The organism is Novosphingobium sp. RL4 (genome assembly GCF_035658495.1).
GTDB lineage: Bacteria > Pseudomonadota > Alphaproteobacteria > Sphingomonadales > Sphingomonadaceae > Novosphingobium.
The window spans coordinates 2600336-2620519 of record NZ_CP141944.1 but is presented as its reverse complement, the minus strand read 5'-3'; the positions used below and the strand labels follow the sequence as shown (position 1 = coordinate 2620519).

Here is a 20184-nt window from a genome sequence, read left to right as displayed (position 1 = left end):
GTGATCCTGCCGATCCTTCTCCTGGCCTCGGAGCCCGCGATCGATTGCGCCAATGCGATGACGCAGACGGACATGAACGTGTGTTCGTACCGCGACTTCCAGTCGGCCGACCGGGCGATGAACGAGGCCTGGGGGAAGGCGGCAGCGGCGGCGAAGGCCGCCGACAGGCAGGGCCCCGGCGGAAATTTCAATCGGTTGCTCGATGCGCAGCGCAAGTGGCTCGCCTATCGCGATGCCCAGTGCCTCGCAGAAAACGGCCCGCGTGAGGAAAGCGGCACGATCTGGCCGCTCCAGCAGAACGGTTGCCTCAAGGAATTGACCGAGGCGCGCACAAAACAACTGCGCGCCGTTGTGGAAACGGGCGAGCGGTGACGTTCGACCGGTGTGAGGGGCGGCGACCGGTGAGTTTTAGCGATTCCGGCACAAGCCTGAAACAGCATTTGGGCTGCATTGGCGGTGGCCTGCTTGGCAGCGCCTTTGTGGTGACGTTGCTGGGCGGGGCAGCAATGGGAGACTGCGGTCGCCCTGGCAGTGCGGAGTGCAAGAACGATGGGTTGATCAAGTTCCTCATGTTTCCGGGGAGCCTGATCGTTCTGATCTTGGTGGGACTTTTCGCCGCTTGGCGCATGACAAAAGACAGGGATTGAGATGTTCAAGAAAATCCTCATCGCAAACCGGGGCGAGATTGCCTGCCGCGTGATCAAGACCGCGCGCCGGATGGGCATCCAGACGGTGGCCGTCTATTCGGACGCCGATGCCCGTGCGCCTTTCGTGCAGATGGCCGATGAGGCCGTCCACATCGGCCCCGCGCCCGCCGCGCAGTCGTACCTGATTGCCGACAAGATCATCCAGGCCTGCAAGCAGACCGGCGCCGAAGCCGTCCATCCGGGCTATGGCTTCCTGTCCGAGCGTACCTCCTTCGCAGAGGCGCTGGCCGCAGAGGGTATCGAGTTCATCGGCCCTCCCGTCGGCGCGATCGCTGCGATGGGTGACAAGATCGAGTCCAAGAAGCTTGCCAAGCAGGCCGGCGTCAATGTGGTGCCCGGCTTCGTCGGTGAGATCGAGGATACCGAGCACGCCGTGCGCATCTCGAACGAGATCGGCTATCCGGTGATGATGAAGGCCAGCGCGGGCGGCGGCGGCAAGGGCATGCGCCTTGCCTATGACGAAAAGGACGTGCGCGAGGGCTTCGAGAGCGTGAAGCGCGAGGGCCTCAATTCCTTCGGCGACGACCGCGTCTTCATCGAGAAGTTCATCCTCAACCCGCGCCACATCGAGATCCAGATCCTCGGCGACAAGCACGGCAACATCCTCTACCTGAACGAGCGCGAATGCTCGATCCAGCGCCGCCACCAGAAGGTGGTGGAGGAAGCGCCGTCGCCCTTCGTCACCGAGAAGATGCGCAAGGCCATGGGCGAGCAGTGCGTCGCCCTGTCGCGTGCGGTGGGCTACTATTCGGCGGGCACCGTCGAACTGATCGTCTCGGGCGCGGACCCGACGGGCGAGAGCTTCTACTTCCTCGAAATGAACACCCGCCTTCAGGTGGAGCACCCGGTTACCGAGGCGATCACCGGCGTCGATCTGGTCGAGCAGATGATCCGCGTCGCCGCCGGCGAAAAGCTGGAGATGACGCAGGCGGACGTGAAGATCGACGGCTGGGCCATCGAAAACCGCGTCTACGCCGAAGATCCCTATCGCGGCTTCCTGCCGTCGACCGGCCGCCTCGTGCGCTATCAGCCGCCGGTTGACGGCTGGGACGACGATGGCTCCGCAAACGGCCGCCGCGGTATCGACGGCGTGCGTGTCGATGACGGCGTCTACGAAGGCGGCGAAGTCTCGATGTTCTACGACCCGATGATCGCCAAGCTGATCACCTGGGGCGAGACGCGTGACGAAGCGGCGGACAAGCAGGTTGCCGCGCTCGACCTGTTCGAGATCGAGGGCCTTGGCCACAACATCGATTTCGTTTCGGCCATCATGCAGCACCCGCGCTTCCGCTCGGGCGAACTGACCACCGGCTTCATCGCCGAGGAATATCCCGAAGGCTTCACCGGCGCGCCTGCGTCCGAGGAACTCCAGGGCAAGCTGGCCGCCGTTGCCGCGTTCGTCGCCACCGCCCGGGCCGACCGTGCGCGCCGCGTGGACGGGCAACTGGCTTCGCGCCGTCTGGCGCCGCCTTCGGAATGGACCGTCATCATCGACAAGGCGCCTTTCGAAGTCGTCATCGACGATGAGGACGTGACGGTGAACGGCATCTCGGTTGATCTCGCGATGGAATACACGCCGGGCGACCGCCTGATCGATGCCGAGATCGACGGCGAGGCCATCGGCATCCGCGTTGCGCCCACGCGCACGGGCCTGAAGATGACCACGCGCGGCTGCATCCACGATGTGCTGATCCTGCCGAGCCGGGTGGCTTCGCTGAACGAGCACATGATCGAAAAGATTCCGCCGGATCTTTCGAAGTACCTGATCTGCCCGATGCCGGGCCTGCTCGTCGCGCTCCATGTGGGCGAGGGCGACAAGGTGGAAGCCGGCCAGCCGCTGGCCGTGGTGGAAGCCATGAAGATGGAGAACATCCTGCGCGCCGAAAAGTCGGGCGTGGTGAAGGCGGTCAATGCCAAGGCGGGCGAAAGCCTTGCGGTGGACGCCGTGATCCTCGAAATGGAATAAATGCATCTGGACCACGACCCCGCCGCATTCGCGGCCGAGCAGATATCCTTCGACGACTTCCTGAAAGTGGACATCCGCGTCGGCACCATCGTCGCCGCGGAAGTCTACGAGGGCGCGCGCAAGCCAAGCTGCAAGCTGCGGATCGATTTCGGCCCCGGCATTGGCGAGCGCAGGAGCGTGGGGCAAGTCGCCGCGCTCTATGCGCCGGAGGACCTGGTCGGGCGGCAGGTGGCGGCGGTCGTGAACTTTCCCACGCGCCAGATCGGCAAGGCGCTGTCCGAGGCATTGACGCTCGGCTTCGCGGACGAGGAAGGGCGCGTGGTCCTATTCGCACCGGACCAGCCGGTGCCCAATGGTTCGAGGTTGTTCTGATGACGGGTTTCGCCGCGCTTCTGGCCGAGGCAGAGGAAATCGAGGGCGGTTTCGCGTTCGATATCACCGATGACTGGCTTCAGGGCCGCACCGCTTACGGCGGGCTGACTTCGGCGCTGGCGCTGGCAGCGGCGCAGCGGGTCGATCCCGAATTGCCGCCGCTGCGTTCGGGCCAGTTCGCGATGATCGCGCCGCTGGCAGGCCGCGTGGAGGTGCGGGCGCGGATCGTGCGCAAGGGGCGCAACGCCACCTGGGTTGCGGCGGAACTGTCGAACGAGAAGGGCGTGGGTTTCAGCGCCAGCTTCGTGTTCATGCGCCAGATCGAAAGCGCTGCCGATATCGCCGGTTATCCGCTGCCGGAAGGCGTGAGCCCGGTCGCGGATGCCAAACCGGTGCCGATGGACCATGCACCGCAGTTCCTGAAGCAGAACTTCGATGCGCGCTTTGCCCTGCCGAAGTCGGCGCTGGGCGAAGCGGATCTGTGCTGGTGGGTGCGGCTCAGGGCGCGCGAAAATCTCGACCCGGCGCTTGAAGCGGTGCTCGTGGGCGATGCCTTGCCAACGGCGGTGCTGCCGCTGCTGGGCTTCCGCGTGCCGATCAGCTCGATGCACTGGCACGTCAACATGCTGGAGCCTGTGCCGACGACGGAGGATGGCTGGTGGCTGCTGCGCTCCACCAGCGAATTCGCGCGCGGCGGCGGGGCGAGCGAGCAAATCCTTCAGTGGAATGCAGCGGGCAGGCCGGTGATCGCGGGGATGCAGTCGGTCGCCGTGTTCGGCTGACGGGCTTTCCGCTTGGTCCCAGAACGGCGCCCTTGCCTGAGCAGGGGCGCCGCTTTGCTATCAGGCGGGGCCGGGCTCACCGGCCAGCGTCTTGCCCAGTGCGATCTTGAACGCCGCGAAGGCGATCAGGCCCACGGCGGCCGAGGCGACGTGGATCAGCCAGAAAGACACGGTATCCATCGAGGAATACCAGCCGCCCACTTCGCCCACCACCTTGTTGGCGCCGAAGAACGCAAGGTAGTAGATGCCCACCACCGTCGCATTGAGCGCGCGCGGGGCGACCTTGGTGAACAGTGCCAGGCTGACCGGCATGATGTGCGCGAAACCGATCGAGTTGAACAGGTGGAACATCACCGGCCAGAACAGGCCGATCTTGGCATTGCCTGCGGTTGCGGCGGCGATGACGAGGCACATGCCGCCCATGATGCTGAACACCGAGCCGATGATCATCTTGCCCAGTTCGTCGGGCTCGCGGCCGGTGCGGGTCGAGTACCACTTCCAGAATGCCGCCACGGCAACCAGCATGGAGAAGCTGAGGGTGGCGTCCACGGTGATCATCCAGCTCGTCGGCAGGGTATCGCCGAAGAAGGTCAGCTGGAACTTGTCGTCCGCCCAGACGAGGTAGGCGTTGAAGATTTCCTGATTGCTCATCATCGCGATGGCCAGCACCGGCACCAGCACGGCCAGTGCGCCGAGGCGGGGCCAGTCGGAACGGGTCAGGCGGATTTTTTGCGCCTTTTCCCCCTTCGGAGCGCGGTTATCGGCGGGAAGCCAGTGTCCGGCCCTCAGGTAGATGATCAGGCCCAGCACCATGACCACGCCGGCAGTACCGAAGCCGTAGTGCCAGCCCACTTTCTCGCCCAGGGTGCCGGCGATCAGCGGCGCGGCGATGACCGAAACGTTGATGGCGATGTAGAAGATCTGGAACGCCATGGCGCGGCGCAGGTCGCCGGGCTTGTAGAGTTCGCCGACCTGGCTGGCGATATTGCCCTTGAACAGGCCGACGCCCACGACCAGCGAGATCAGCGCGAAGAGGAACATGCCCTCGAACGCCATGAGGAAGTGGCCGAGCGACATGACCACGGCGCCAGCGATCAGGGTGGCCTTGCGACCGAGCCAGCGGTCGGCGACGATGCCGCCGAGAATAGGGGTCAGATAGACGAGCGAGGTATAGTCGCCGAAGATCGCCGATGCGAGCGGCTGCCCCTCAAGCCCGGCATAGTGCCAGCCGCGCAGCCACGACAGCCCCATGACCTTGCCGACGTTCTCCGGCAGCAGCAGGTACTTGACCATGTAGAGCACGAGCAGCGTCTGCATGGAGTAGTAGGAGAATCGCTCGCAGCCCTCGACGAAGGAGAGGTAGCCGAGGCCCTTGGGGTGGCCCAGGAAGGCGCGGTCGTCTCGCTCGATCTCCTCGGGGAAGTCGAGCTCGGGAGTGGCTTCTGAAAGTGTCATGGCGGTCTGGTGCGGCCCGGTACTTTTGTTGTCCAAGCGCGCACCATAGTGGCGCGTTATTGTAATGTCACGCACGAGCCCCGTCTATGAGAGCTAAGTGCGATGCAGGGGTGCCGGTTACGGCTCTCGCCTTCTCTGTACCCTTTAGGTGTCGTTCAATACCGGGGCCGCCAAGTGCCTGAAAGCAGGCGGTTCAGGGCTGGCGGGTCAGTTCCTCGTCAAGGAATGCGGCGACGTCTTCGAGCGAAACCTGCTTGTCCAGATAGGTCTGTCCGATGCCCTTGAGCAGCAGGAACGGCAGGGTTCCGGCGTCCATCTTCTTGTCGTGGAGCATGTGACCGACCAGTTTCCCGCCATCGCAATCGAGGCTCAGTTCCGGAAGGCTGGAGGGCAGGCCGATCTCGCGGATATGGTTGGCGATATGCTCGGCGCTGGCCCGGGGCAGCAGTTCGCGGCGGGCCGAATAGCGGGCCGCCAGCACCATGCCGAGCGCGACCGCCTCGCCGTGAAGCAGTCGGGAGGAGAAGCCGGTTTCCGCTTCCAGCGCATGGCCGAAAGTGTGGCCAAGGTTGAGAAGCGCACGCTTTCCCGTGGTTTCGAACTCATCCTCGGCAACGATCCGCGCCTTGCTCGCCACGGAATGCGCCACGGCATATTCGCGAAGCTGGCTGTCTCCGGCGATCATCGCGCCGCCATTGGCATCGCACCAGGCGAAGAAGTCGGCATCGTCGATCAGGCCGTATTTCACCACTTCGGCATAACCGGCCCGAAGCTCGCGTTCCGGCAGCGTTTCGAGGGCGGAAAGGTCGGCCAGCACCAGCGAGGGCTGATGGAACGCGCCGACGAGGTTCTTGCCCGCCGGCGTATTGATCGCGGTCTTGCCGCCGACGCTCGAATCGACCTGGGCGAGCAGGGTGGTGGGAACCTGGATGAACTTGCAGCCGCGCTTGAGAACCGAGGCGCAGAAGCCCGTAAGGTCGCCGATCACCCCGCCGCCCAGCGCGATGATATGGTCGCCGCGCTCCACTTCGAGCGACAGGAGCCAGTTGACGGTCGCCGCCAGTTCTTCCCAGGATTTGGTCGCCTCACCGGCAGGCAGGATGCGCCAGTGCGGCTCGTGGCCGCTTTCGCGCAGGCTTGCCTCGACCACCTGACCCCAGGCCGCATGGACGTTGATGTCCGTGATGATCGGCACGCCGCGCTTTCGCAGGCGCCCGCGGCACTGCGGCACGAGTTCCGCGAGCAGACCGGCTCCGACCCGGACTTCATAGGGACGACCGGCGATATCGACGGGGATTACAGCCATTGCGAAATTCCCTGAAGGACCTTGTTGATGGTCTGAACGTGAGGCCCGCTGTTGCTGATCACATGGATCGGTGCCTGCGAATAGTGCGGCCTGCGGTCTTCGCGCAGCCGGGCGAGTATGTCGCGCGGATCTCCGCCGCGCAGGAGCGGACGGTGATCCTTGCGCGCGGTGCGTTCGACAAGGGTGTCCACCTCGCTGTCGAGCCAGACGGTGATCGCCTTGTCGAGGATCAGCGCCCGCGTCGTCTCGTTGCAGAACGCGCCGCCGCCGGTGGCGATCACGCAGCGTTCCACGCCGGATTCGATGAGGCGGGAGATTACCCGGCGTTCGCCGTCGCGGAAGTAATCCTCGCCGTAAGTCTCGAAAATCTCGGGGATCGTCATCTGCGCCGAGCGCTCAATCTCATCGTCGGCGTCGACGAAGGCGCAGTCGAGCAGCGTGGCAAGGCGCTTGCCGACGCTGGACTTGCCCACGCCCATCATTCCGACCAGCACGATGGGGCGATCGATGCGCCGCGCGAGTGCGGCAATTTCCTGTGCGGAAAACCGGGTTTGTTGAACGTCCATTGCTCCATCGCCTATAGTTGCGCTAGGTCGCAGCGCAAGCATCGGTGAAGGAAGGCGAGTGACGATACAAAAACGCAGGCGCAGGTTTTCAGGCGTGGCTGCCGTTTCCATCGTCGTACTGGCGGTCGTTCTGGGTGTCTGGGCGTGGATGGATGGCGGTCGTTCTCCGGTCCGCGATATCGTCCAGCCGGTGCCGGTTCCGGAGCTGCCGCGATGAAGCCTCGCAAGGGAACATATATGAGGACCTGGCACTTGCTCGCCGGCGCTTCGCTCGCCGTGACGTCCGCGTGGGCGATGGCGCAGGATGCCCCGGAATCGCTGCTGCCCAAGATGTTCTCAGAGCCCGCGCCCACGCAGGCGCCCGCTACGCCGCCACCTGCGAATCGCCCTGCCACGGGCACGCCGGCCACGGCGCCGCGTTCGGTGTCGACCCCCGTGGTCCAGCCGTTGCCTGCGCAGGTGCCGCCATTCGCCACGGATTCCTTCGTTACCACTGACGTGAACGGCAAGAGCACGCTGTCACGCCTGCCGAGCCTCGAAGAACTGGAGCGCATGTCGCCCGAGGATTTCGAAGCCCTGCTGGGGGACAAGCTCGACCTCGACATGCCTTCGGGCGCGCGCCGCTCGATGGAGCGGATCGGCCTTATCGACGAGAGCGAGGGCGGGATGCCGGAGGCGTCGCTCGCCGAGCAGAATCCCTATCTTGTCCAGTCCGCGATCGCGGCAAACCGGGGCGCGGTGTTTTCGCGATGGGGCCATATCCTGCTGCGCCGCGCGCTTGCCTCGCGTCTCGAGACTCCGGCGGGAATGAGCCCGCAGCAGTTCCTGGCCCTGCGGGTCGGCCTGCTGCTCCGCATGGGTGAAACCGATGCCGCCCGCGCCTTGCTGCAAGGTATCGACATATCGAACTTCACGCCCGAGATCGGAAACGAGGCGTTCGACGTCTATCAGCGTTCCGCCGATTTCACGGGCATGTGCCCGGTCATGTCGATCCAGGGTTCGCTGCGGGACGATCCTGAATGGAACGCAGCCCAGGCGATCTGCGAGGCCTTCCGGGGCGGCGGTGCCTCGGCGATCTCGAAGCTTGAACGCGCGCGTGTCAGCGGCAAGCTGGAGCGCATCGATTCGCTGCTGGCGCAGAAATACGCCGGCGCGGCAGGGCGTTCCCGCAAGGCCGTTACGATCGAGTGGAACAACGTCGATACGATGACGCCCTGGCGCTATGGCCTTGCCATTGGCGTGGGCCTGACCCCGCCGGAAAGCGCGATGTCCGGCGCCGGACCGATGTATGCCTATGCCACGGCGCTGGCCCCGATGGTCGGGCTGGAACGGCGCGCGGTCGCGGCAGACCGGGCGGGCGGGGCAGGCGTGCTCTCGAATGCGGCGATGGTCGATCTCTACGCCCAGATCTACGCGGATGGGGATGTTACCGGCGAATGGCAGAAGCGGGCGGAAAGCCTGCGCGATGCCTATACGCTGGACGCTCCCGCAGCGCGGTTCTCGGCAATGCAGAGCTTGTGGAACGGCGCCGGCGGGGGCGATGCGGCCTATTCGCGGCAGGTGCTGACGGCCGCCGCCGCCGCCCGCATCGCGCCGAGCAAGGACATGGAAGCGGATGCCTCGGCGCTGATCGCCTCGATGCTGGCAGCCGGTTACGATACCAATGCGCTGGCGTGGTCTTCGATCGTTGCGTCCGGTAGCGAGGGCTGGGGGCTGCTGACACTGGCGGCGCCGGGCCGGATACGCTCTGTGGATTCGGGGGCGATCAGCACGTATTTCGATGCCGACGAAAGCCGGAACAAGCGAAAGAGCGCCTTCCTCGTCGCGGGGCTTGCCGGTCTGGAACGCGTAGATCAGGGCGTGGCCTCACGCTACTCGGGCGAATGGGGCCTGCAACTCGACAGCACGACCCTGTTCACGGCCGCGATCGACAAGGCGGCTGCAGCCGGTGATCCGGCCAGTGTGGCGCTATTGGCCGGGCTCGGCATGCAAGGGGCCAACTGGCAGCGTATGACCCCGCGCTATCTCTATCACATCGTTTCGGCGCTGCGCACGGTCGGGCTTGACGCAGAGGCGCGGATGATCGCTGCGGAAGCCGTGGCACGGGCCTGACGCGGCATGGTCGGCGAAGGTCACGCCGAGCGTTTCCTGGCCATGCTGGCGGCCGAACGCGGAGCGGCGGCCAATACGCTGGCCGCCTATCGCCGCGACCTCGTGGCAGCGGCTGAGGCGCTCGGCGATATCGAGACGGCCGATGGCGATGCTCTGGCCAGGCTCGGAGATGCGTGGAGCGGCCTTGCTGCGTCGAGCCTTGCGCGGCGCTGCTCCGCGCTGCGGCAGTTCTACGGCTTCCTAGTCGACGAGGGGGTGCGGGGCGACGATCCCTCAGGTTCCCTGCCGCGTCCGCGCACCCGCCGTCCCTTGCCGCGCCTGCTTTCTCACGAGGAAGTCGAACGGTTTCTGGCCACGGCCGAAGCGGAGGCACGGGGCGGACGGTCGGATGCGGTCCGGCTGCTGGCCTTGCTGGAACTGCTCTACGGATCGGGGCTGCGCGCAACCGAACTGGTCTCCCTGCCGCTCGCGGCGGTGCCCCGCGATGCGCCGTTTCTCCATGTTACCGGCAAGGGCGGGCAACAGCGCATGGTGCCGGTGAGCGGGCGCGCAAGGTCGGTGCTGACCCAGTGGCTGGCGGTGCGGCGCGGAAATTCGAAGTTCCTGTTCCCTTCGAGCGGAGAGAGCGGGCATCTGACAAGGGTGCGCCTGTTCCAGCTGCTGCGCGCACTGGCCGCGAGGGCGGATATCGATCCCACGCGCGTCTCGCCGCATGTCCTGCGCCATGCCTTCGCGACGCATCTGCTGGAAGGCGGCGCGGACCTGCGCGTCCTCCAGATGTTGCTGGGACACGCCGACATCGCGACGACGCAGATCTACACGCATGTCGACAGTGCGCGGCTGGTCGCACTGGTGAATGCCCGCCACCCCCTCGCGCGGGGGTGAAAAGAGCGGGAACAACCACTTGCGCTTGCCGTTGCCTGACGGGAAGAAGACGCAGATCAAGATAGCCGGAGGGGAAGGGGCCATGTTCGCAGTTCATTCAGTCAGGAGCCGGTCGGTAATGGCGGTTACTGCCGCCGCCATGTCGTTCCTTCCGACCGCCACCGGCATGGCGTCGGCCGCCGCGGCCTATCCCGCGACAGTCAGTGCGATCAGCCGCGCCGACAAGGCGGAAGGCGCCAAGGCCCATCCCGACCTGCTCGCCGAATTCGGCGGCTCGGTGACGGGGCCGCAGGCCGCCTATGTCGAGCAGGTGGGCAAGACCATCGCCGTGCAGTCCGGTCTGTCCAACGCGCGCGGCGATTTCACCGTGACGCTGCTGAATTCGCCGGTGAACAACGCCTTCGCCATCCCCGGTGGCTACATCTACGTCACCCGGCAGCTTACCGCACTCATGAACAACGAGGCGGAACTGGCGGGCGTGCTGGGTCATGAGGTCGGCCACGTGGCGGCGCGACATTCGGCCAAGCGGCAGCAAGCGGCATCGCGCAACCAGTTGCTGGGCGTGCTCGGCTCGGTTCTCTCCGGGGTTCTGCTGGGCGACAATGCGTTCGGGCGGCTGGGCCAGCAGATCGCTTCGCAAGGTTCGCAGATGCTGACGCTTAAATACTCGCGCTCCCAGGAACTGGAAGCCGACCGTCTCGGCATTACCTATCTCAAGCGCGCCGGATACGATCCGCGTGCGATGAGTACCGTGCTCGACAGCCTGGCGCGCCAGAATGCGCTTGAGGCGCAATTGCGCGGCTCGGCGAATCAGGTACCGCAATGGGCTTCCACGCACCCGGACCCTGCCTCTCGCGTGCGGGACGCGCTTGCGCAGGCGGGGAGCGGCGCATCGGGAATGACGAATCGCGACGTATTCCTCACCCGAATCGACGGGCTGGTCTACGGAGACGATCCCAAGCAGGGCATGATCGACGGGAATCGCTTCACGCATCCGGAACTGCGGCTGGCCTTCGAGGCACCTAACGGCTTCTATCTCGTCAACGGAACCCAGGCCGTGTCGATCAATGGGGAATCGGGCAAGGCGCAGTTTTCCGGCGGGCAGATGGGGACCGGGCTCGACGCCTACATCCAGTCGGTGTTTTCCAGCCTGACCGAATCGGGGCAGGCGCGAATCGTGCCTTCCAGCATCGAGCGGGCGAATGTGAACGGTCTTTCGGCTGCTTACGGCGTGGCGAGGGTTCAGGCATCGAGCGGGCCGGTGGACGTGACGGTCTTCGCTTATGATTTTGGAGGCGGAAAAGCCTATCACTTCGTGACGATCACCCGTGTGGGCGGTGCCGGGGCGTTCAATGGGATGTTCAAGAGCATGCGCCGGATTTCAGTTGCCGAAGCCGGGCAGGTCCGTCCGCGCCGTCTCTCCGTGCTGACTGTAAAGGCGGGCGACACCGTGCAATCGCTGGCCGGCCGGATGGCTTACACGGATGCCGCGCTGGATCGGTTCCTGGTGCTCAACGGCATGCAGGCCGGAACGCGCCTGGTTCCGGGGCAAAAGGTCAAGATAGTGACTTACTGAGTTCGCCTTCGTACGAACCGCAAACGAAAGGGGCGGCGGGTTTCCCCGCCGCCCCGATCTGTTTTCGCTTGTCGCGGCCGGGCTTAGTCGGCGTTCGCGTTCTCAAGCGTGGTCGAGGTCTTTTCGAAGGTCGACTTGAGCTGCGAGCCCATGCCCTGCATCGCGGCGATCGCGGCAACGGCAATGAGGGCGGCGATCAGGCCGTATTCGATGGCGGTGGCGCCCTGTTCGTTGCGGCGCAGCTTGGCGAGGAACTTCATGTGGTGTCTCCTGAATGAAAGCAGTCTTGTGTACCCGGTCCGCCCCGCCAGGCACTCGCTTCGGCGCTTTGGACAGGCTTAGGAATGCCCCACAAGTGTTGAAAAAAACTTAAACCGGAAACGTTTTCACTGACCCGATGTGGCTGCGGCCGACTTTTCAGCGATATTGTCCCAAATGCCAACGGTCTCGGTGGCGACGCCATCCAGAGCAACGATCATGACGAGGACGATCATCGCAAGAATCAAGGCGTATTCAACGGCAGTGGCGCCGGACTTGTCTTTGATGAGTCTGATTATGACTGAATCAATAGTCATGAATACCTGCACCTGACCTGAGTATTTCATAAAATAGCATTTTAGCGTTAAAGAGTTCCTAAAGGAGGGCGTTAAACTGGAAAATTCCTTTACACCCCTGTTGGTTGTCGCCGTGGCGCTGGTGCGCGGGGATGGGCAGGTCCTGATGCAGCAAAGGCCCTACACGTCGATGCACGGCGGGCTTTGGGAGTTCCCCGGCGGCAAGGTCGATCCGGGCGAAACGCCGGAGCAGGCCGCTGCGCGGGAACTGGAAGAGGAACTGGGCCTATTGGTCGATCCGGCTTCCCTGATGCCTGTAGGCTTCGCCAGTGGGCCGGGTGCCGCCGGAAAGGATGGCCGGGCAGGACGGGCCATTGTCATTCTTTTATATGCATGCAGTGAATGGGGCCGCGAACCGCGACCGATCGAGGCGGAAGCGCTCGGATGGTATGGCCCGGATGCGATCGCCGATCTCTCGATGCCGCCGCTCGATTATCCCCTTGCGAAAAAGTTATCCATATTCCTGCGCCAGAAGGCAATATAGGCGTTGACGGCAGAGCGAACCGCTCCTATTGGCGCCTCTCCAACGCGCCCGTAGCTCAGCTGGATAGAGCATCAGACTACGAATCTGAGGGTCGGACGTTCGAATCGTTCCGGGCGCACCATTCTCCTTCGGGGGTGTGGGCATTGGTTGGAAAATGAAATTTTGCGCCCGTAGCTCAGCTGGATAGAGCATCAGACTACGAATCTGAGGGTCGGACGTTCGAATCGTTCCGGGCGCACCATTTCTCCTTCAAAGGCCTTTGGCCGATGGGGGTACAGACATAGATACTGCAATATGCGCCCGTAGCTCAGCTGGATAGAGCATCAGACTACGAATCTGAGGGTCGGACGTTCGAATCGTTCCGGGCGCACCATTGCAGCACACACGAAAAACCCCGCAGGGCTTTGGCTCGGGCGGGGTTTTTCGCGTCTGCCGCTCTGAGATTCGCGCTTCATGCGCACCGGTCCCGAAGAATGCGCTCCGGGCGCGTCAGGGCGAAAAAAAGCCGGGAACACTGGCGTGTCCCCGGCTCCTTGTTTTGATCCGCGTCGAGGCGGAAGCGTTACTGGCCGGTGGGCGTCGCAGCCGCGCCCGCCGCACCCGAGGGTGCTGCCTGGGCATCGGCTCCGGGCTGACCGCCCGAGCTGGACTGGAGCTGCGAGTTGAAGGAGGCGGCCGTCATGCCCAGCGCCAGCGACTTGTCCGCGCCCAGGCCGAAGTAGGACTTCTTGAGCTGGGCCACGGAGCCATTGCTGAGGTTGACGAACACGTCGTCGCCTTCAGCCTTGCTGATGGTGCCAAGGACGACACCGTCGCTGCTCTTTACCGGGGCATCGGCAACGAATGCGCTGGCAAGCTCGGCGCTGCTTTCGGCCTTGGCGCCGCTGACGGCGGCTTCGAGCTGCGCCTTGTTCATCCCGATCGTCAGGCCCTTTTCGCGCATGGCGAAGGAAGCGACCGGGAGGCCGGCGCGCGCAGTGCCGGTGTTGACGGTCACGACACCGCTCTGCACCGCTTCAACGGAGCCAACTTCGGTGCCGTCGGGGCCATAGACCTTGGCGCCCACCGTCGGTGCGACGGCGGTTGCGGCCGCGCCCTGCGCCATCACGGCGACCGGAGACAGGGTCGCTGCGGCGATCGCGGCGGCGATGAGAGTTTTCTTCATGGCGTACTCCTTCTCGATGCGGGAACCGACCCAACGGTCCCGGCTCGGCTTCTGCACAGTCGCAGCGCAGAAGCGTGAATGGTGGTCCGGAAAACACGACCCGGACGGTTGGTTTCGGCTTGAAGCCGAAAGTCCGTTCCGCGTGCATTTGTCACGTGGGAAGGAACGGACGAGAACGATGCATGTTGCATCCGCGAAACGGAATGGCGGCTGAACTGTGCCGGATCAACCGCTCAGTTGACGTATTTTCGCGGCGAAATGGCGGAAATCCGCCATACGGAGATTCCCGGGGCGACAGGCTGTGCCATCTGTCGGACAAATGGGGCAGGGAACATCCTGTGGGCTGGACGCTTGATCGCGGATGGTGGGTGGTTCAGCAAGGCAAGCGATGGATCGGGATTCTGAAAACGGAGGCGAGGGCGATGGCCCTGCGTCGCCGACGGTCTGGCGTTATGCCATGGCGAAGCGCGCTTACGTCGTTATCGACGCGGCGGACTATTTCGAATTGATGCGCGGGGTGATGGAGGAGGCACGCCAGCGCATCTTCATGATCGGCTGGGACTTCGATTCGCGCATATTGCTCTCTTCGGGAAGGCGATGGTGGCAGCGAGGGCGGCACGAGAAGTTTCCGGCGCGGCTCGGCTCGTTCATCATCTGGCTGGTGAAGAGCAATCCTCGTCTGGAAATCCTGCTCCTGAAGTGGAATTTCTCGCTGGTGAAGTCGCTGTTTCGGGGCACCATGATCGTTGACCTGATCCGCTGGGCCTTGCGCGATCGAATCGATTTCAAGTTCGACGGCGCCCATCCCATCGGATGCAGCCATCACCAGAAGATCGTGGTGGTGGACGATGTTTTCGCGGCCTGCGGCGGGATCGACATGACTTCCGACCGCTGGGACACGCCCGAGCACTTGCCCAGGGACAAGCGGCGGCGGAAGCCGACCGGAAAGCTCTATGGTCCGTGGCACGACGTTACCATGGTGATGGAAGGCGAGGTGGCAGGCGCGTTGGGCGATCTGGGGCGGGAACGCTGGAAGGTGGCGGGCGGCGCCGAACTGGTGCCTTGCGCGCCGCAGGATTTCAGCCCGTGGCCCGAGGAACTGCGCGCCGAATTCGAGAACGTGGAGATCGGTATCGCCCGCACCCGCGCCGAATATGGCGATTGCCCGCAAGTGAGCGAGATCGAGGCGCTGTTCGTGGAGCAGATCCGCCGGGCGAAGCGCTTCGTTTATGCCGAGACCCAGTACTTCGCATCGCGCGCCATTGCCGAGGCCATCTGCGAGCGGCTTCTGGAGGACGATCCGCCCGAGTTTCTCATCATCAATCCCTGCACCGCCGACGGCTGGCTGGAGCAGATCGCGATGGATACCGCGCGCGTCGAACTCGTCCGCACGCTGCGCAATGCCGATCATGCCGGGCGGTTCCGCATATTCTATCCGGTCGCCTCCGACGGCACGCCCATATACGTTCATGCCAAGCTGATGATCGTCGACGACGAGATACTGCGGGTGGGTTCCGCGAACATGAACAACCGCTCGATGGGCCTCGATTCGGAATGCGACGTGTTCATCGATGCCGCGCGGCCCGCCAATGCCCATGTGTCTTCCGCGATCACGGGCCTGCGCTATCGCCTGCTCTCCGAGCATTGCGGTGTGACCGAGGAGACCATCGCCGAGGCGCTCGATCGCCAGGGTTCGATGGCGGCCATGATCGAAAGCCTTGTGCCCTTGGGCAAACATCTGGAACCCTTGCCCTTGAAACATCTCACCGAAGCTGAAAGAGCGCTCGGTGAAAGTGCTCTGCTCGACCCGGAACGTCCCGGGGAGATGTTCGAGCCGATCGAGCGGCGCGGTCTCTTCCGCCGCAAGGGGCAGCTCATGCGGCTGCACCTTATGGATAGATTGCGAAGGAGTAAGAAGGGATGAGCAGCCTCGACGGTCCCGACGAGGACAACCCGCTGGGCAAGCCCGCCGTCCCCGAGCACGTGCAGCAGGCGATCCGCACCCTCATCGAATGGGCGGGCGACGATCCCTCGCGCGAAGGCCTGCTGGACACGCCGAAGCGCGTGGCACGCGCCTGGCGGGAATATTGCCAGGGCTATGGAGAAGACCCGGCAGTTCACCTCAGCCGTGTGTTCGAGGAAGTGGGCGGCTATGACGAAGTCGTGCTGCTGAAGGACATTCCGTTCCAGTCGCACTGCGAACATCACATGGCGCCCATCATCGGCAAGGCGGCGATCGCCTATCTGCCCAAGGATCATGTCGTGGGCATCTCGAAGCTCGCCCGCGTGCTTCACGGATTCGCGCGGCGCCTCCAGATCCAGGAGCGCCTCACTGCCGAAGTGGCCCAGTGCATCTGGGAACACCTCAAGCCCCAGGGCGTCGCCGTCGTGATCGAGGCCAGCCATGCCTGCATGACCGCGCGGGGCGTGCGCACGCCGGGCGTGAGCATGATCACCAGCCGCATGATGGGGACATTCCTCGACGATGAGCGCAGCCGCAAGGAAGTGCTCAGCCTGATGGGCTACTGATCGCGGAAACCATCCCCAATCCGGGAAACCGGCGCGCTTATCCCCGCTTCCGCAGGCGAGGGGCTTGAAACCGTCCCCGGCCTGCGGCGAAGGAAGCGGCTTGCCATGCGGCGGGGGATAAGGTGAGCGGTCGGATCGAAAGCATCGAAGGGCGGAGCAAGGTTCGCCTGCTGCATGGGATGATCGCGCTCGTCCCGGCTGCCATGCTGCTCGTCCTGCTGCTGCGCAGCGTCTGGGATGTGGACATCTTCTGGCAGCTCAAGCTGGGCGAGATCATCCTCGATCATGGCGGCCCGATCGCGCGGGAACCCTTCGCCGCGCTCCATCTGGGCGAGCCGCTTCCGGCGGTCGGCTGGCTGGCGCAGGCGAGCATGGCTCTCGTCAGGTCTCTGGGCGGCTGGGGCGCGCTTCGCGCCTTCGATGCGCTCTGTTGGCTTGGCGGGTTCTGGGCCGTTGCCGCCGCATGTCGCAGCCGAGGGGCAGCCGCTCATGCTGTTGCGCTGGCGCTTGTCCTTGCATTCCTGGCCGCATTGCCCACGGCCAGCATTCGCCCGCAAAGCTTCGCCGCGCTGGGCTTTGGGCTATTGCTCGCAATGCTGCGGCTTCGGCCGAAGCCGCTCGTGATGATCGGGCTGGGGCTGCCGTTGCTGGTGCTCTGGCAGAACTTTCACCCTTCGGTGAGCGTCGGCGTGCTGGCGCTTGGCGTTCACACCGCCGTTGACGCACTGGCCTGGCTGCGCGGCCGGACCCGGCGCATCCCGATTGCTTCGGCCATCCTCACCGTGGCGGCGATCGCCGCGATGTTCGCGACACCCGATGGTTTCTCGATTCTGGCGATATCGGCGACCAATGCCGAGATGAGCCTTGCCATCGGTGCGAGCGAATGGCGCCCGCTATGGATATCGGCGAACTGGGAGAACGCGATTCCGGTTCTCCTGACCTTGCTGGTGACCTGTTGGCTATTGCTGCGCCAGAAAGAACGCCGCTTCGACTGGAGCGAACTGCTGGTGGCGCTGGCGCTTCTCGTCATGACCGTGACGGCCTATCGTTTCGTGCTGTTCTGGGCGCTGGCGATGGTGCCGGTGATCGCCCGCGCGGCGACTGCGACAGGAACGGCATCGCCGGATGAGGTCCGGCCGGTTCCGCGCTGGCTGCCCGTTGCCGCCGTCCTGGCGGTGGTGCTGGTCGTCCCGTTTGCCGCTCCTACCCGGTTCGGTCCCAACCTGCCGCTGGAGGCGATCGCGCATCTCAAGAAGCAGGGCGTGCGCGGCACGGTCTATGCCGATTTTCCTTATGGTGGGCCTATCATCGATGCAGGCTGGCCGGCCTGGCGCGTTGCCTACGACGGCCGGTACTACCGCTACGGCCATGACGAGTGGCAATACAACGGCGGCATCGAGAACGGGTACGTTCCTCTGGTCGACGTCATTGCCAAATGGCATCCGGCCGCGTTTCTCATTCAGGAAGACCACAATGCGCCGCTCGCGCGTGAACTGGGCCGCTCGCCAAAATGGCGGCGGGTGTTCAGGGGGCAGGACGGAATGCAGGTCTATGTTCCGAAAAGGCGCTGACCGGGCCTGAAAGCGGCGCCGGGCAAGCCTGCGGGCTCACCCTCCCCGTGTGACGGGGATCAGGGCGCCGGTGATCGAGCGTCCTGCATCCGAGGCAAGGAATCCGATGACTTCGGCGATGGCCGAGGGCTGCACCCAGGTGGAGTAATCGGCGTCAGGCATGTCGGCACGATTGGCCGGGGTGTCGATGATGCTGGGCAGCACGGCATTCACGGTGACGCTGGTGCCCGCAAGTTCTTCCGCAAGAGCTTCGGTCAGGCGGTGGACGCCCGACTTGGAGGCGGCATAGGCGCCCATGCCCGCGCCGGCCTTGATGGCGGCCCCGGCGCCGATGTTGACGATGCGGCCGGCCTCTGACTTCCGCAGTTCGGGTAGTGCGAGCTGGGTGATGGTGGCGGCGGTTGTCAGGTTCATGGCCTGCATCTTCGCCCAGGCAGCGATCGATCCGCCTTCCAGCGTTTCCCAGGTGAAGCCGCCCGCGACGTTGACCAGCACGTCTATCCCGCCGTGCGCCGCAACGATCTGGGCCAGTGCTTCGCCGGTGGCGCCGGCGTCGGCCAGGTCCACGCCGCCGATATCCAGTGCGCCTGCGAGCGGCTCTCTGGCGGCAGGGGCGAAGTCGATGCGGGCGACCTTGTTGCCGGCCTGCGCGAATGCGGCGGCGACAGCGGCGCCAAGAATGCCGAAACCACCGGTGACGATAACCGAACGTGCCATGAAAACTCCTCGCTTTGTGGCGACGCTAAACGTCCCCCGGCAGCCGGGCAAGGCGATCAGGACAGGAGAGGGCAAGCCAACGCCCCGTCGATGGAATGGACGTGAAAAAAGGCGGCCCTCCCACAGGAAGGCCGCCTTTTTTCCGGTTTTCGCAGGGCGCTTAGAGCTGGCCGAGCATGTAGTCTGCCGAGCTGACCTCGAACGCACCCGGCGCCTCGACGTTGAGCTGTTCGACCACGCCGTCGTTGACGACCATCGAGAAGCGCTTGCCGCGATGGCCCATGCCGAAGCCGGTGCCATCCATGACGAGGTCGATCGCCTTCACGAAATCGCCGTTGCCGTCGGACAGCATGGTCACATCACTCGATCCCGAAGCCTTGCCCCACGCACCCATGACGAAAGCATCGTTGACGGCGGTGCAGGCGATTTCGTCGATGCCGCTGGCCTTCAGATCGGCCGCCTTGTCGACGAAGCCGGGCAGGTGCTTGGCGGAGCAGGTCGGGGTGAACGCGCCGGGGACCGAGAACAGCGCCACTTTCCGGCCTGCGAAGAAGTCGGCGCTCTGTACCGGTTCAGGGCCGCTCTCGGTGGCCTTGATGAGCTTTACGTCGGGCAGCTTGTCACCAACGGCGATGGTCATGGTGTGAATCCTTCTCATGCAAATGAACCGCAAGGACCGCAGATATAGACGCCGAATGCCTTCCGGCAATGAGGCTCGCAGGCCGGGGTGCCTGTTTAGGTGATGTTAACTACGTTATGGGAATTTTCCTAACGAGACGGGAGCCAATTCCCGCCAAGGAGGAGGAGCACCATCATGAGCACCTGCCTTGCGAAACGCCGGGTTCGAGCCGGATCGCTGATCGCTGCCGTCTGCGTTGCCACGTTGGGATTGGCACCGCCGGCCGCCGCCCTGCATGCTGACGCCAGCGCGGAACGCCTGCAACGCCTCGATGCGATGCTGAAAGTGACAGCCATGCGCTGTGAAAACACCGGCGACGATTTTCAGGCCGACTATCGGACATTCAGCCGCGTGCATCGTGGCGATCTCGATCTCGCCGCGCGCCGGGTCAGGGCTGATTACGTTCACCTTTATGGCGTGAAGAACGGTGTCCGGGCGCTGGACCGGCTGTATGGCGTCATGGTCAATCAGTATGGCGCGGGCCATCCATGGCTGAACTGTGCGCAGTTGCGCCAGGTGACTCAGGGCCTCGCCATCGCCGTCGGGAGAGACCCGCTGGTGGAAGCGGCAGGGCAACTTCTTCCCTACAGGCAGCCGGCATCCGCGTTCGCGGCGCACTAACGCTGTAAACAGCAATATCGAAAGCGGCGTGTTTCCAGGGCGATAGCTCTGGCAGCACGCCGCTTTTCTCATGTCCC

The 20184-nt window shown here is 64.4% G+C and carries 22 protein-coding genes and 3 tRNA genes; 17 read left to right on the top strand and 8 right to left on the bottom strand.

Features of this window, described 5'->3' with window-relative positions; genetic code table 11:
* The 5 genes from U9J33_RS12815 to U9J33_RS12795 are packed head-to-tail and all read left to right on the top strand — an operon-like array spanning nt 1 to nt 3827.
* Nucleotides 1-372, top strand: coding sequence for a lysozyme inhibitor LprI family protein (locus U9J33_RS12815; RefSeq protein ID WP_324695791.1), 372 nt, complete (start codon nt 1-3; stop codon nt 370-372).
* Nucleotides 373-401: 29 nt separating this feature from the next.
* Nucleotides 402-647, top strand: a complete 246-nt coding sequence (locus U9J33_RS12810) for a hypothetical protein (RefSeq protein WP_185997130.1) — start codon at nt 402-404, stop codon at nt 645-647.
* A gap of 1 nt (nt 648) precedes the next feature.
* Nucleotides 649-2673 (top strand): acetyl/propionyl/methylcrotonyl-CoA carboxylase subunit alpha, encoded by a 2025-nt coding sequence (locus tag U9J33_RS12805; protein WP_324695789.1) that lies wholly within the window; start codon nt 649-651, stop codon nt 2671-2673.
* Nucleotides 2674-3045, top strand: a complete 372-nt coding sequence (locus U9J33_RS12800; protein ID WP_324695787.1) for a tRNA-binding protein — start codon at nt 2674-2676, stop codon at nt 3043-3045.
* Nucleotides 3045-3827, top strand: coding sequence for a thioesterase family protein (locus U9J33_RS12795; protein WP_324695785.1), 783 nt, complete (start codon nt 3045-3047; stop codon nt 3825-3827). The genes U9J33_RS12800 and U9J33_RS12795 overlap by 1 nt, the downstream gene beginning before the upstream one ends.
* A gap of 60 nt (nt 3828-3887) precedes the next feature.
* Here the strand turns inward: U9J33_RS12795 and U9J33_RS12790 are convergent, their stop codons facing one another.
* The 3 genes from U9J33_RS12790 to U9J33_RS12780 form a co-directional block, all read right to left on the bottom strand.
* Complete coding sequence (locus tag U9J33_RS12790; protein ID WP_185997134.1) at nt 3888-5282, bottom strand: peptide MFS transporter; 1395 nt, start codon at nt 5280-5282, stop codon at nt 3888-3890.
* Between the two features lie 193 nt (nt 5283-5475).
* Nucleotides 5476-6588, bottom strand: coding sequence for a 3-dehydroquinate synthase (gene aroB, locus U9J33_RS12785; RefSeq protein ID WP_324695782.1), 1113 nt, complete (start codon nt 6586-6588; stop codon nt 5476-5478).
* Nucleotides 6579-7154, bottom strand: coding sequence for a shikimate kinase (locus U9J33_RS12780; protein ID WP_054440877.1), 576 nt, complete (start codon nt 7152-7154; stop codon nt 6579-6581). Before U9J33_RS12780 ends, aroB begins: the two co-directional genes overlap by 10 nt.
* Nucleotides 7155-7248: 94 nt before the next feature.
* On the opposite strand from U9J33_RS12780, the gene U9J33_RS12775 reads away from it, so the two are divergent.
* From U9J33_RS12775 to U9J33_RS12760, 4 genes are all read left to right on the top strand, one after another.
* Nucleotides 7249-7371 carry a hypothetical protein gene (locus U9J33_RS12775; RefSeq protein WP_255351691.1) on the top strand — a complete coding sequence of 41 codons (123 nt, stop codon included), beginning with the start codon at nt 7249-7251 and terminating at the stop codon, nt 7369-7371.
* A 20-nt stretch (nt 7372-7391) separates the two neighbouring features.
* Complete coding sequence (locus U9J33_RS12770) at nt 7392-9266, top strand: hypothetical protein (protein ID WP_324695778.1); 1875 nt, start codon at nt 7392-7394, stop codon at nt 9264-9266.
* 6 nt (nt 9267-9272) lie between these two features.
* The gene (locus tag U9J33_RS12765) at nt 9273-10151 is read left to right on the top strand and encodes a tyrosine recombinase (protein ID WP_324695776.1); all 879 of its coding nucleotides are present in this window, start codon (nt 9273-9275) and stop codon (nt 10149-10151) included.
* A 139-nt stretch (nt 10152-10290) separates the two neighbouring features.
* Nucleotides 10291-11727 (top strand): M48 family metalloprotease, encoded by a 1437-nt coding sequence (locus U9J33_RS12760; protein ID WP_420719883.1) that lies wholly within the window; start codon nt 10291-10293, stop codon nt 11725-11727.
* 83 nt (nt 11728-11810) lie between these two features.
* Here U9J33_RS12760 and U9J33_RS12755 read toward each other — a convergent pair whose 3' ends face one another.
* Nucleotides 11811-11987, bottom strand: coding sequence for a Flp family type IVb pilin (locus tag U9J33_RS12755; protein WP_054434193.1), 177 nt, complete (start codon nt 11985-11987; stop codon nt 11811-11813).
* 126 nt (nt 11988-12113) lie between these two features.
* Nucleotides 12114-12302 carry a Flp family type IVb pilin gene (locus U9J33_RS12750; RefSeq protein WP_185997140.1) on the bottom strand — a complete coding sequence of 63 codons (189 nt, stop codon included), beginning with the start codon at nt 12300-12302 and terminating at the stop codon, nt 12114-12116.
* A 100-nt stretch (nt 12303-12402) separates the two neighbouring features.
* On the opposite strand from U9J33_RS12750, the gene U9J33_RS12745 reads away from it, so the two are divergent.
* The 4 genes from U9J33_RS12745 (at nt 12403) to U9J33_RS12730 (ending at nt 13198) form a co-directional block, all read left to right on the top strand.
* Nucleotides 12403-12825 carry an NUDIX domain-containing protein gene (locus U9J33_RS12745; RefSeq protein WP_324695771.1) on the top strand — a complete coding sequence of 141 codons (423 nt, stop codon included), beginning with the start codon at nt 12403-12405 and terminating at the stop codon, nt 12823-12825.
* Between the two features lie 44 nt (nt 12826-12869).
* Nucleotides 12870-12946 (top strand) — tRNA-Arg (locus tag U9J33_RS12740).
* 43 nt (nt 12947-12989) lie between these two features.
* A tRNA-Arg gene (locus U9J33_RS12735) sits at nt 12990-13066 on the top strand.
* Nucleotides 13067-13121: 55 nt separating this feature from the next.
* Nucleotides 13122-13198 (top strand) — tRNA-Arg (locus U9J33_RS12730).
* A gap of 189 nt (nt 13199-13387) precedes the next feature.
* On the opposite strand, the gene U9J33_RS12725 is transcribed toward U9J33_RS12730, so the two are convergent.
* Complete coding sequence (locus U9J33_RS12725; RefSeq protein WP_185997141.1) at nt 13388-13990, bottom strand: hypothetical protein; 603 nt, start codon at nt 13988-13990, stop codon at nt 13388-13390.
* 457 nt (nt 13991-14447) lie between these two features.
* On the opposite strand from U9J33_RS12725, the gene U9J33_RS12720 reads away from it, so the two are divergent.
* The 3 genes from U9J33_RS12720 to U9J33_RS12710 all read left to right on the top strand — a co-directional run bounded on the left by U9J33_RS12720 (nt 14448) and on the right by U9J33_RS12710 (nt 18090).
* The gene (locus tag U9J33_RS12720; protein ID WP_324695768.1) at nt 14448-15914 is read left to right on the top strand and encodes a phospholipase D-like domain-containing protein; all 1467 of its coding nucleotides are present in this window, start codon (nt 14448-14450) and stop codon (nt 15912-15914) included.
* Nucleotides 15911-16519: a GTP cyclohydrolase I FolE gene (folE, locus tag U9J33_RS12715; RefSeq protein ID WP_054438811.1), complete on the top strand. Its 609-nt coding sequence runs from the start codon at nt 15911-15913 to the stop codon at nt 16517-16519. Before U9J33_RS12720 ends, folE begins: the two co-directional genes overlap by 4 nt.
* A 122-nt stretch (nt 16520-16641) precedes the next feature.
* On the top strand, nt 16642-18090 hold the full coding sequence (locus U9J33_RS12710; protein WP_324695766.1) for a hypothetical protein: 1449 nt from the start codon (nt 16642-16644) through the stop codon (nt 18088-18090).
* Between the two features lie 36 nt (nt 18091-18126).
* On the opposite strand, the gene U9J33_RS12705 is transcribed toward U9J33_RS12710, so the two are convergent.
* On the bottom strand, nt 18127-18807 hold the full coding sequence (locus U9J33_RS12705; protein WP_324695765.1) for an SDR family NAD(P)-dependent oxidoreductase: 681 nt from the start codon (nt 18805-18807) through the stop codon (nt 18127-18129).
* A 160-nt stretch (nt 18808-18967) separates the two neighbouring features.
* Nucleotides 18968-19447 (bottom strand): peroxiredoxin, encoded by a 480-nt coding sequence (locus tag U9J33_RS12700; protein ID WP_185997144.1) that lies wholly within the window; start codon nt 19445-19447, stop codon nt 18968-18970.
* Between the two features lie 174 nt (nt 19448-19621).
* On the opposite strand from U9J33_RS12700, the gene U9J33_RS12695 reads away from it, so the two are divergent.
* Nucleotides 19622-20107, top strand: a complete 486-nt coding sequence (locus U9J33_RS12695) for an S-adenosyl-L-homocysteine hydrolase (RefSeq protein WP_324695762.1) — start codon at nt 19622-19624, stop codon at nt 20105-20107.
* Nucleotides 20108-20184: the final 77 nt, after the last annotated feature.

Coding starts and splice junctions, on each gene's coding strand:
- U9J33_RS12755 (WP_054434193.1), bottom strand. CDS start 11,987: ATGAAGTTCCTCGCCAAGCTGCGCCGCAACGAACAGGGCGCCACCGCC.
- U9J33_RS12760 (WP_420719883.1), top strand. CDS start 10,291: ATGTCGTTCCTTCCGACCGCCACCGGCATGGCGTCGGCCGCCGCGGCC.
- aroB (WP_324695782.1), bottom strand. CDS start 6,588: ATGGCTGTAATCCCCGTCGATATCGCCGGTCGTCCCTATGAAGTCCGG.
- folE (WP_054438811.1), top strand. CDS start 15,911: ATGAGCAGCCTCGACGGTCCCGACGAGGACAACCCGCTGGGCAAGCCC.
- U9J33_RS12720 (WP_324695768.1), top strand. CDS start 14,448: ATGGCGAAGCGCGCTTACGTCGTTATCGACGCGGCGGACTATTTCGAA.
- U9J33_RS12750 (WP_185997140.1), bottom strand. CDS start 12,302: ATGACTATTGATTCAGTCATAATCAGACTCATCAAAGACAAGTCCGGC.
- U9J33_RS12705 (WP_324695765.1), bottom strand. CDS start 18,807: ATGGCACGTTCGGTTATCGTCACCGGTGGTTTCGGCATTCTTGGCGCC.
- U9J33_RS12725 (WP_185997141.1), bottom strand. CDS start 13,990: ATGAAGAAAACTCTCATCGCCGCCGCGATCGCCGCAGCGACCCTGTCT.
- U9J33_RS12765 (WP_324695776.1), top strand. CDS start 9,273: ATGGTCGGCGAAGGTCACGCCGAGCGTTTCCTGGCCATGCTGGCGGCC.
- U9J33_RS12805 (WP_324695789.1), top strand. CDS start 649: ATGTTCAAGAAAATCCTCATCGCAAACCGGGGCGAGATTGCCTGCCGC.
- U9J33_RS12770 (WP_324695778.1), top strand. CDS start 7,392: ATGAGGACCTGGCACTTGCTCGCCGGCGCTTCGCTCGCCGTGACGTCC.
- U9J33_RS12795 (WP_324695785.1), top strand. CDS start 3,045: ATGACGGGTTTCGCCGCGCTTCTGGCCGAGGCAGAGGAAATCGAGGGC.
- U9J33_RS12780 (WP_054440877.1), bottom strand. CDS start 7,154: ATGGACGTTCAACAAACCCGGTTTTCCGCACAGGAAATTGCCGCACTC.
- U9J33_RS12790 (WP_185997134.1), bottom strand. CDS start 5,282: ATGACACTTTCAGAAGCCACTCCCGAGCTCGACTTCCCCGAGGAGATC.
- U9J33_RS12700 (WP_185997144.1), bottom strand. CDS start 19,447: ATGACCATCGCCGTTGGTGACAAGCTGCCCGACGTAAAGCTCATCAAG.
- U9J33_RS12695 (WP_324695762.1), top strand. CDS start 19,622: ATGAGCACCTGCCTTGCGAAACGCCGGGTTCGAGCCGGATCGCTGATC.
- U9J33_RS12800 (WP_324695787.1), top strand. CDS start 2,674: ATGCATCTGGACCACGACCCCGCCGCATTCGCGGCCGAGCAGATATCC.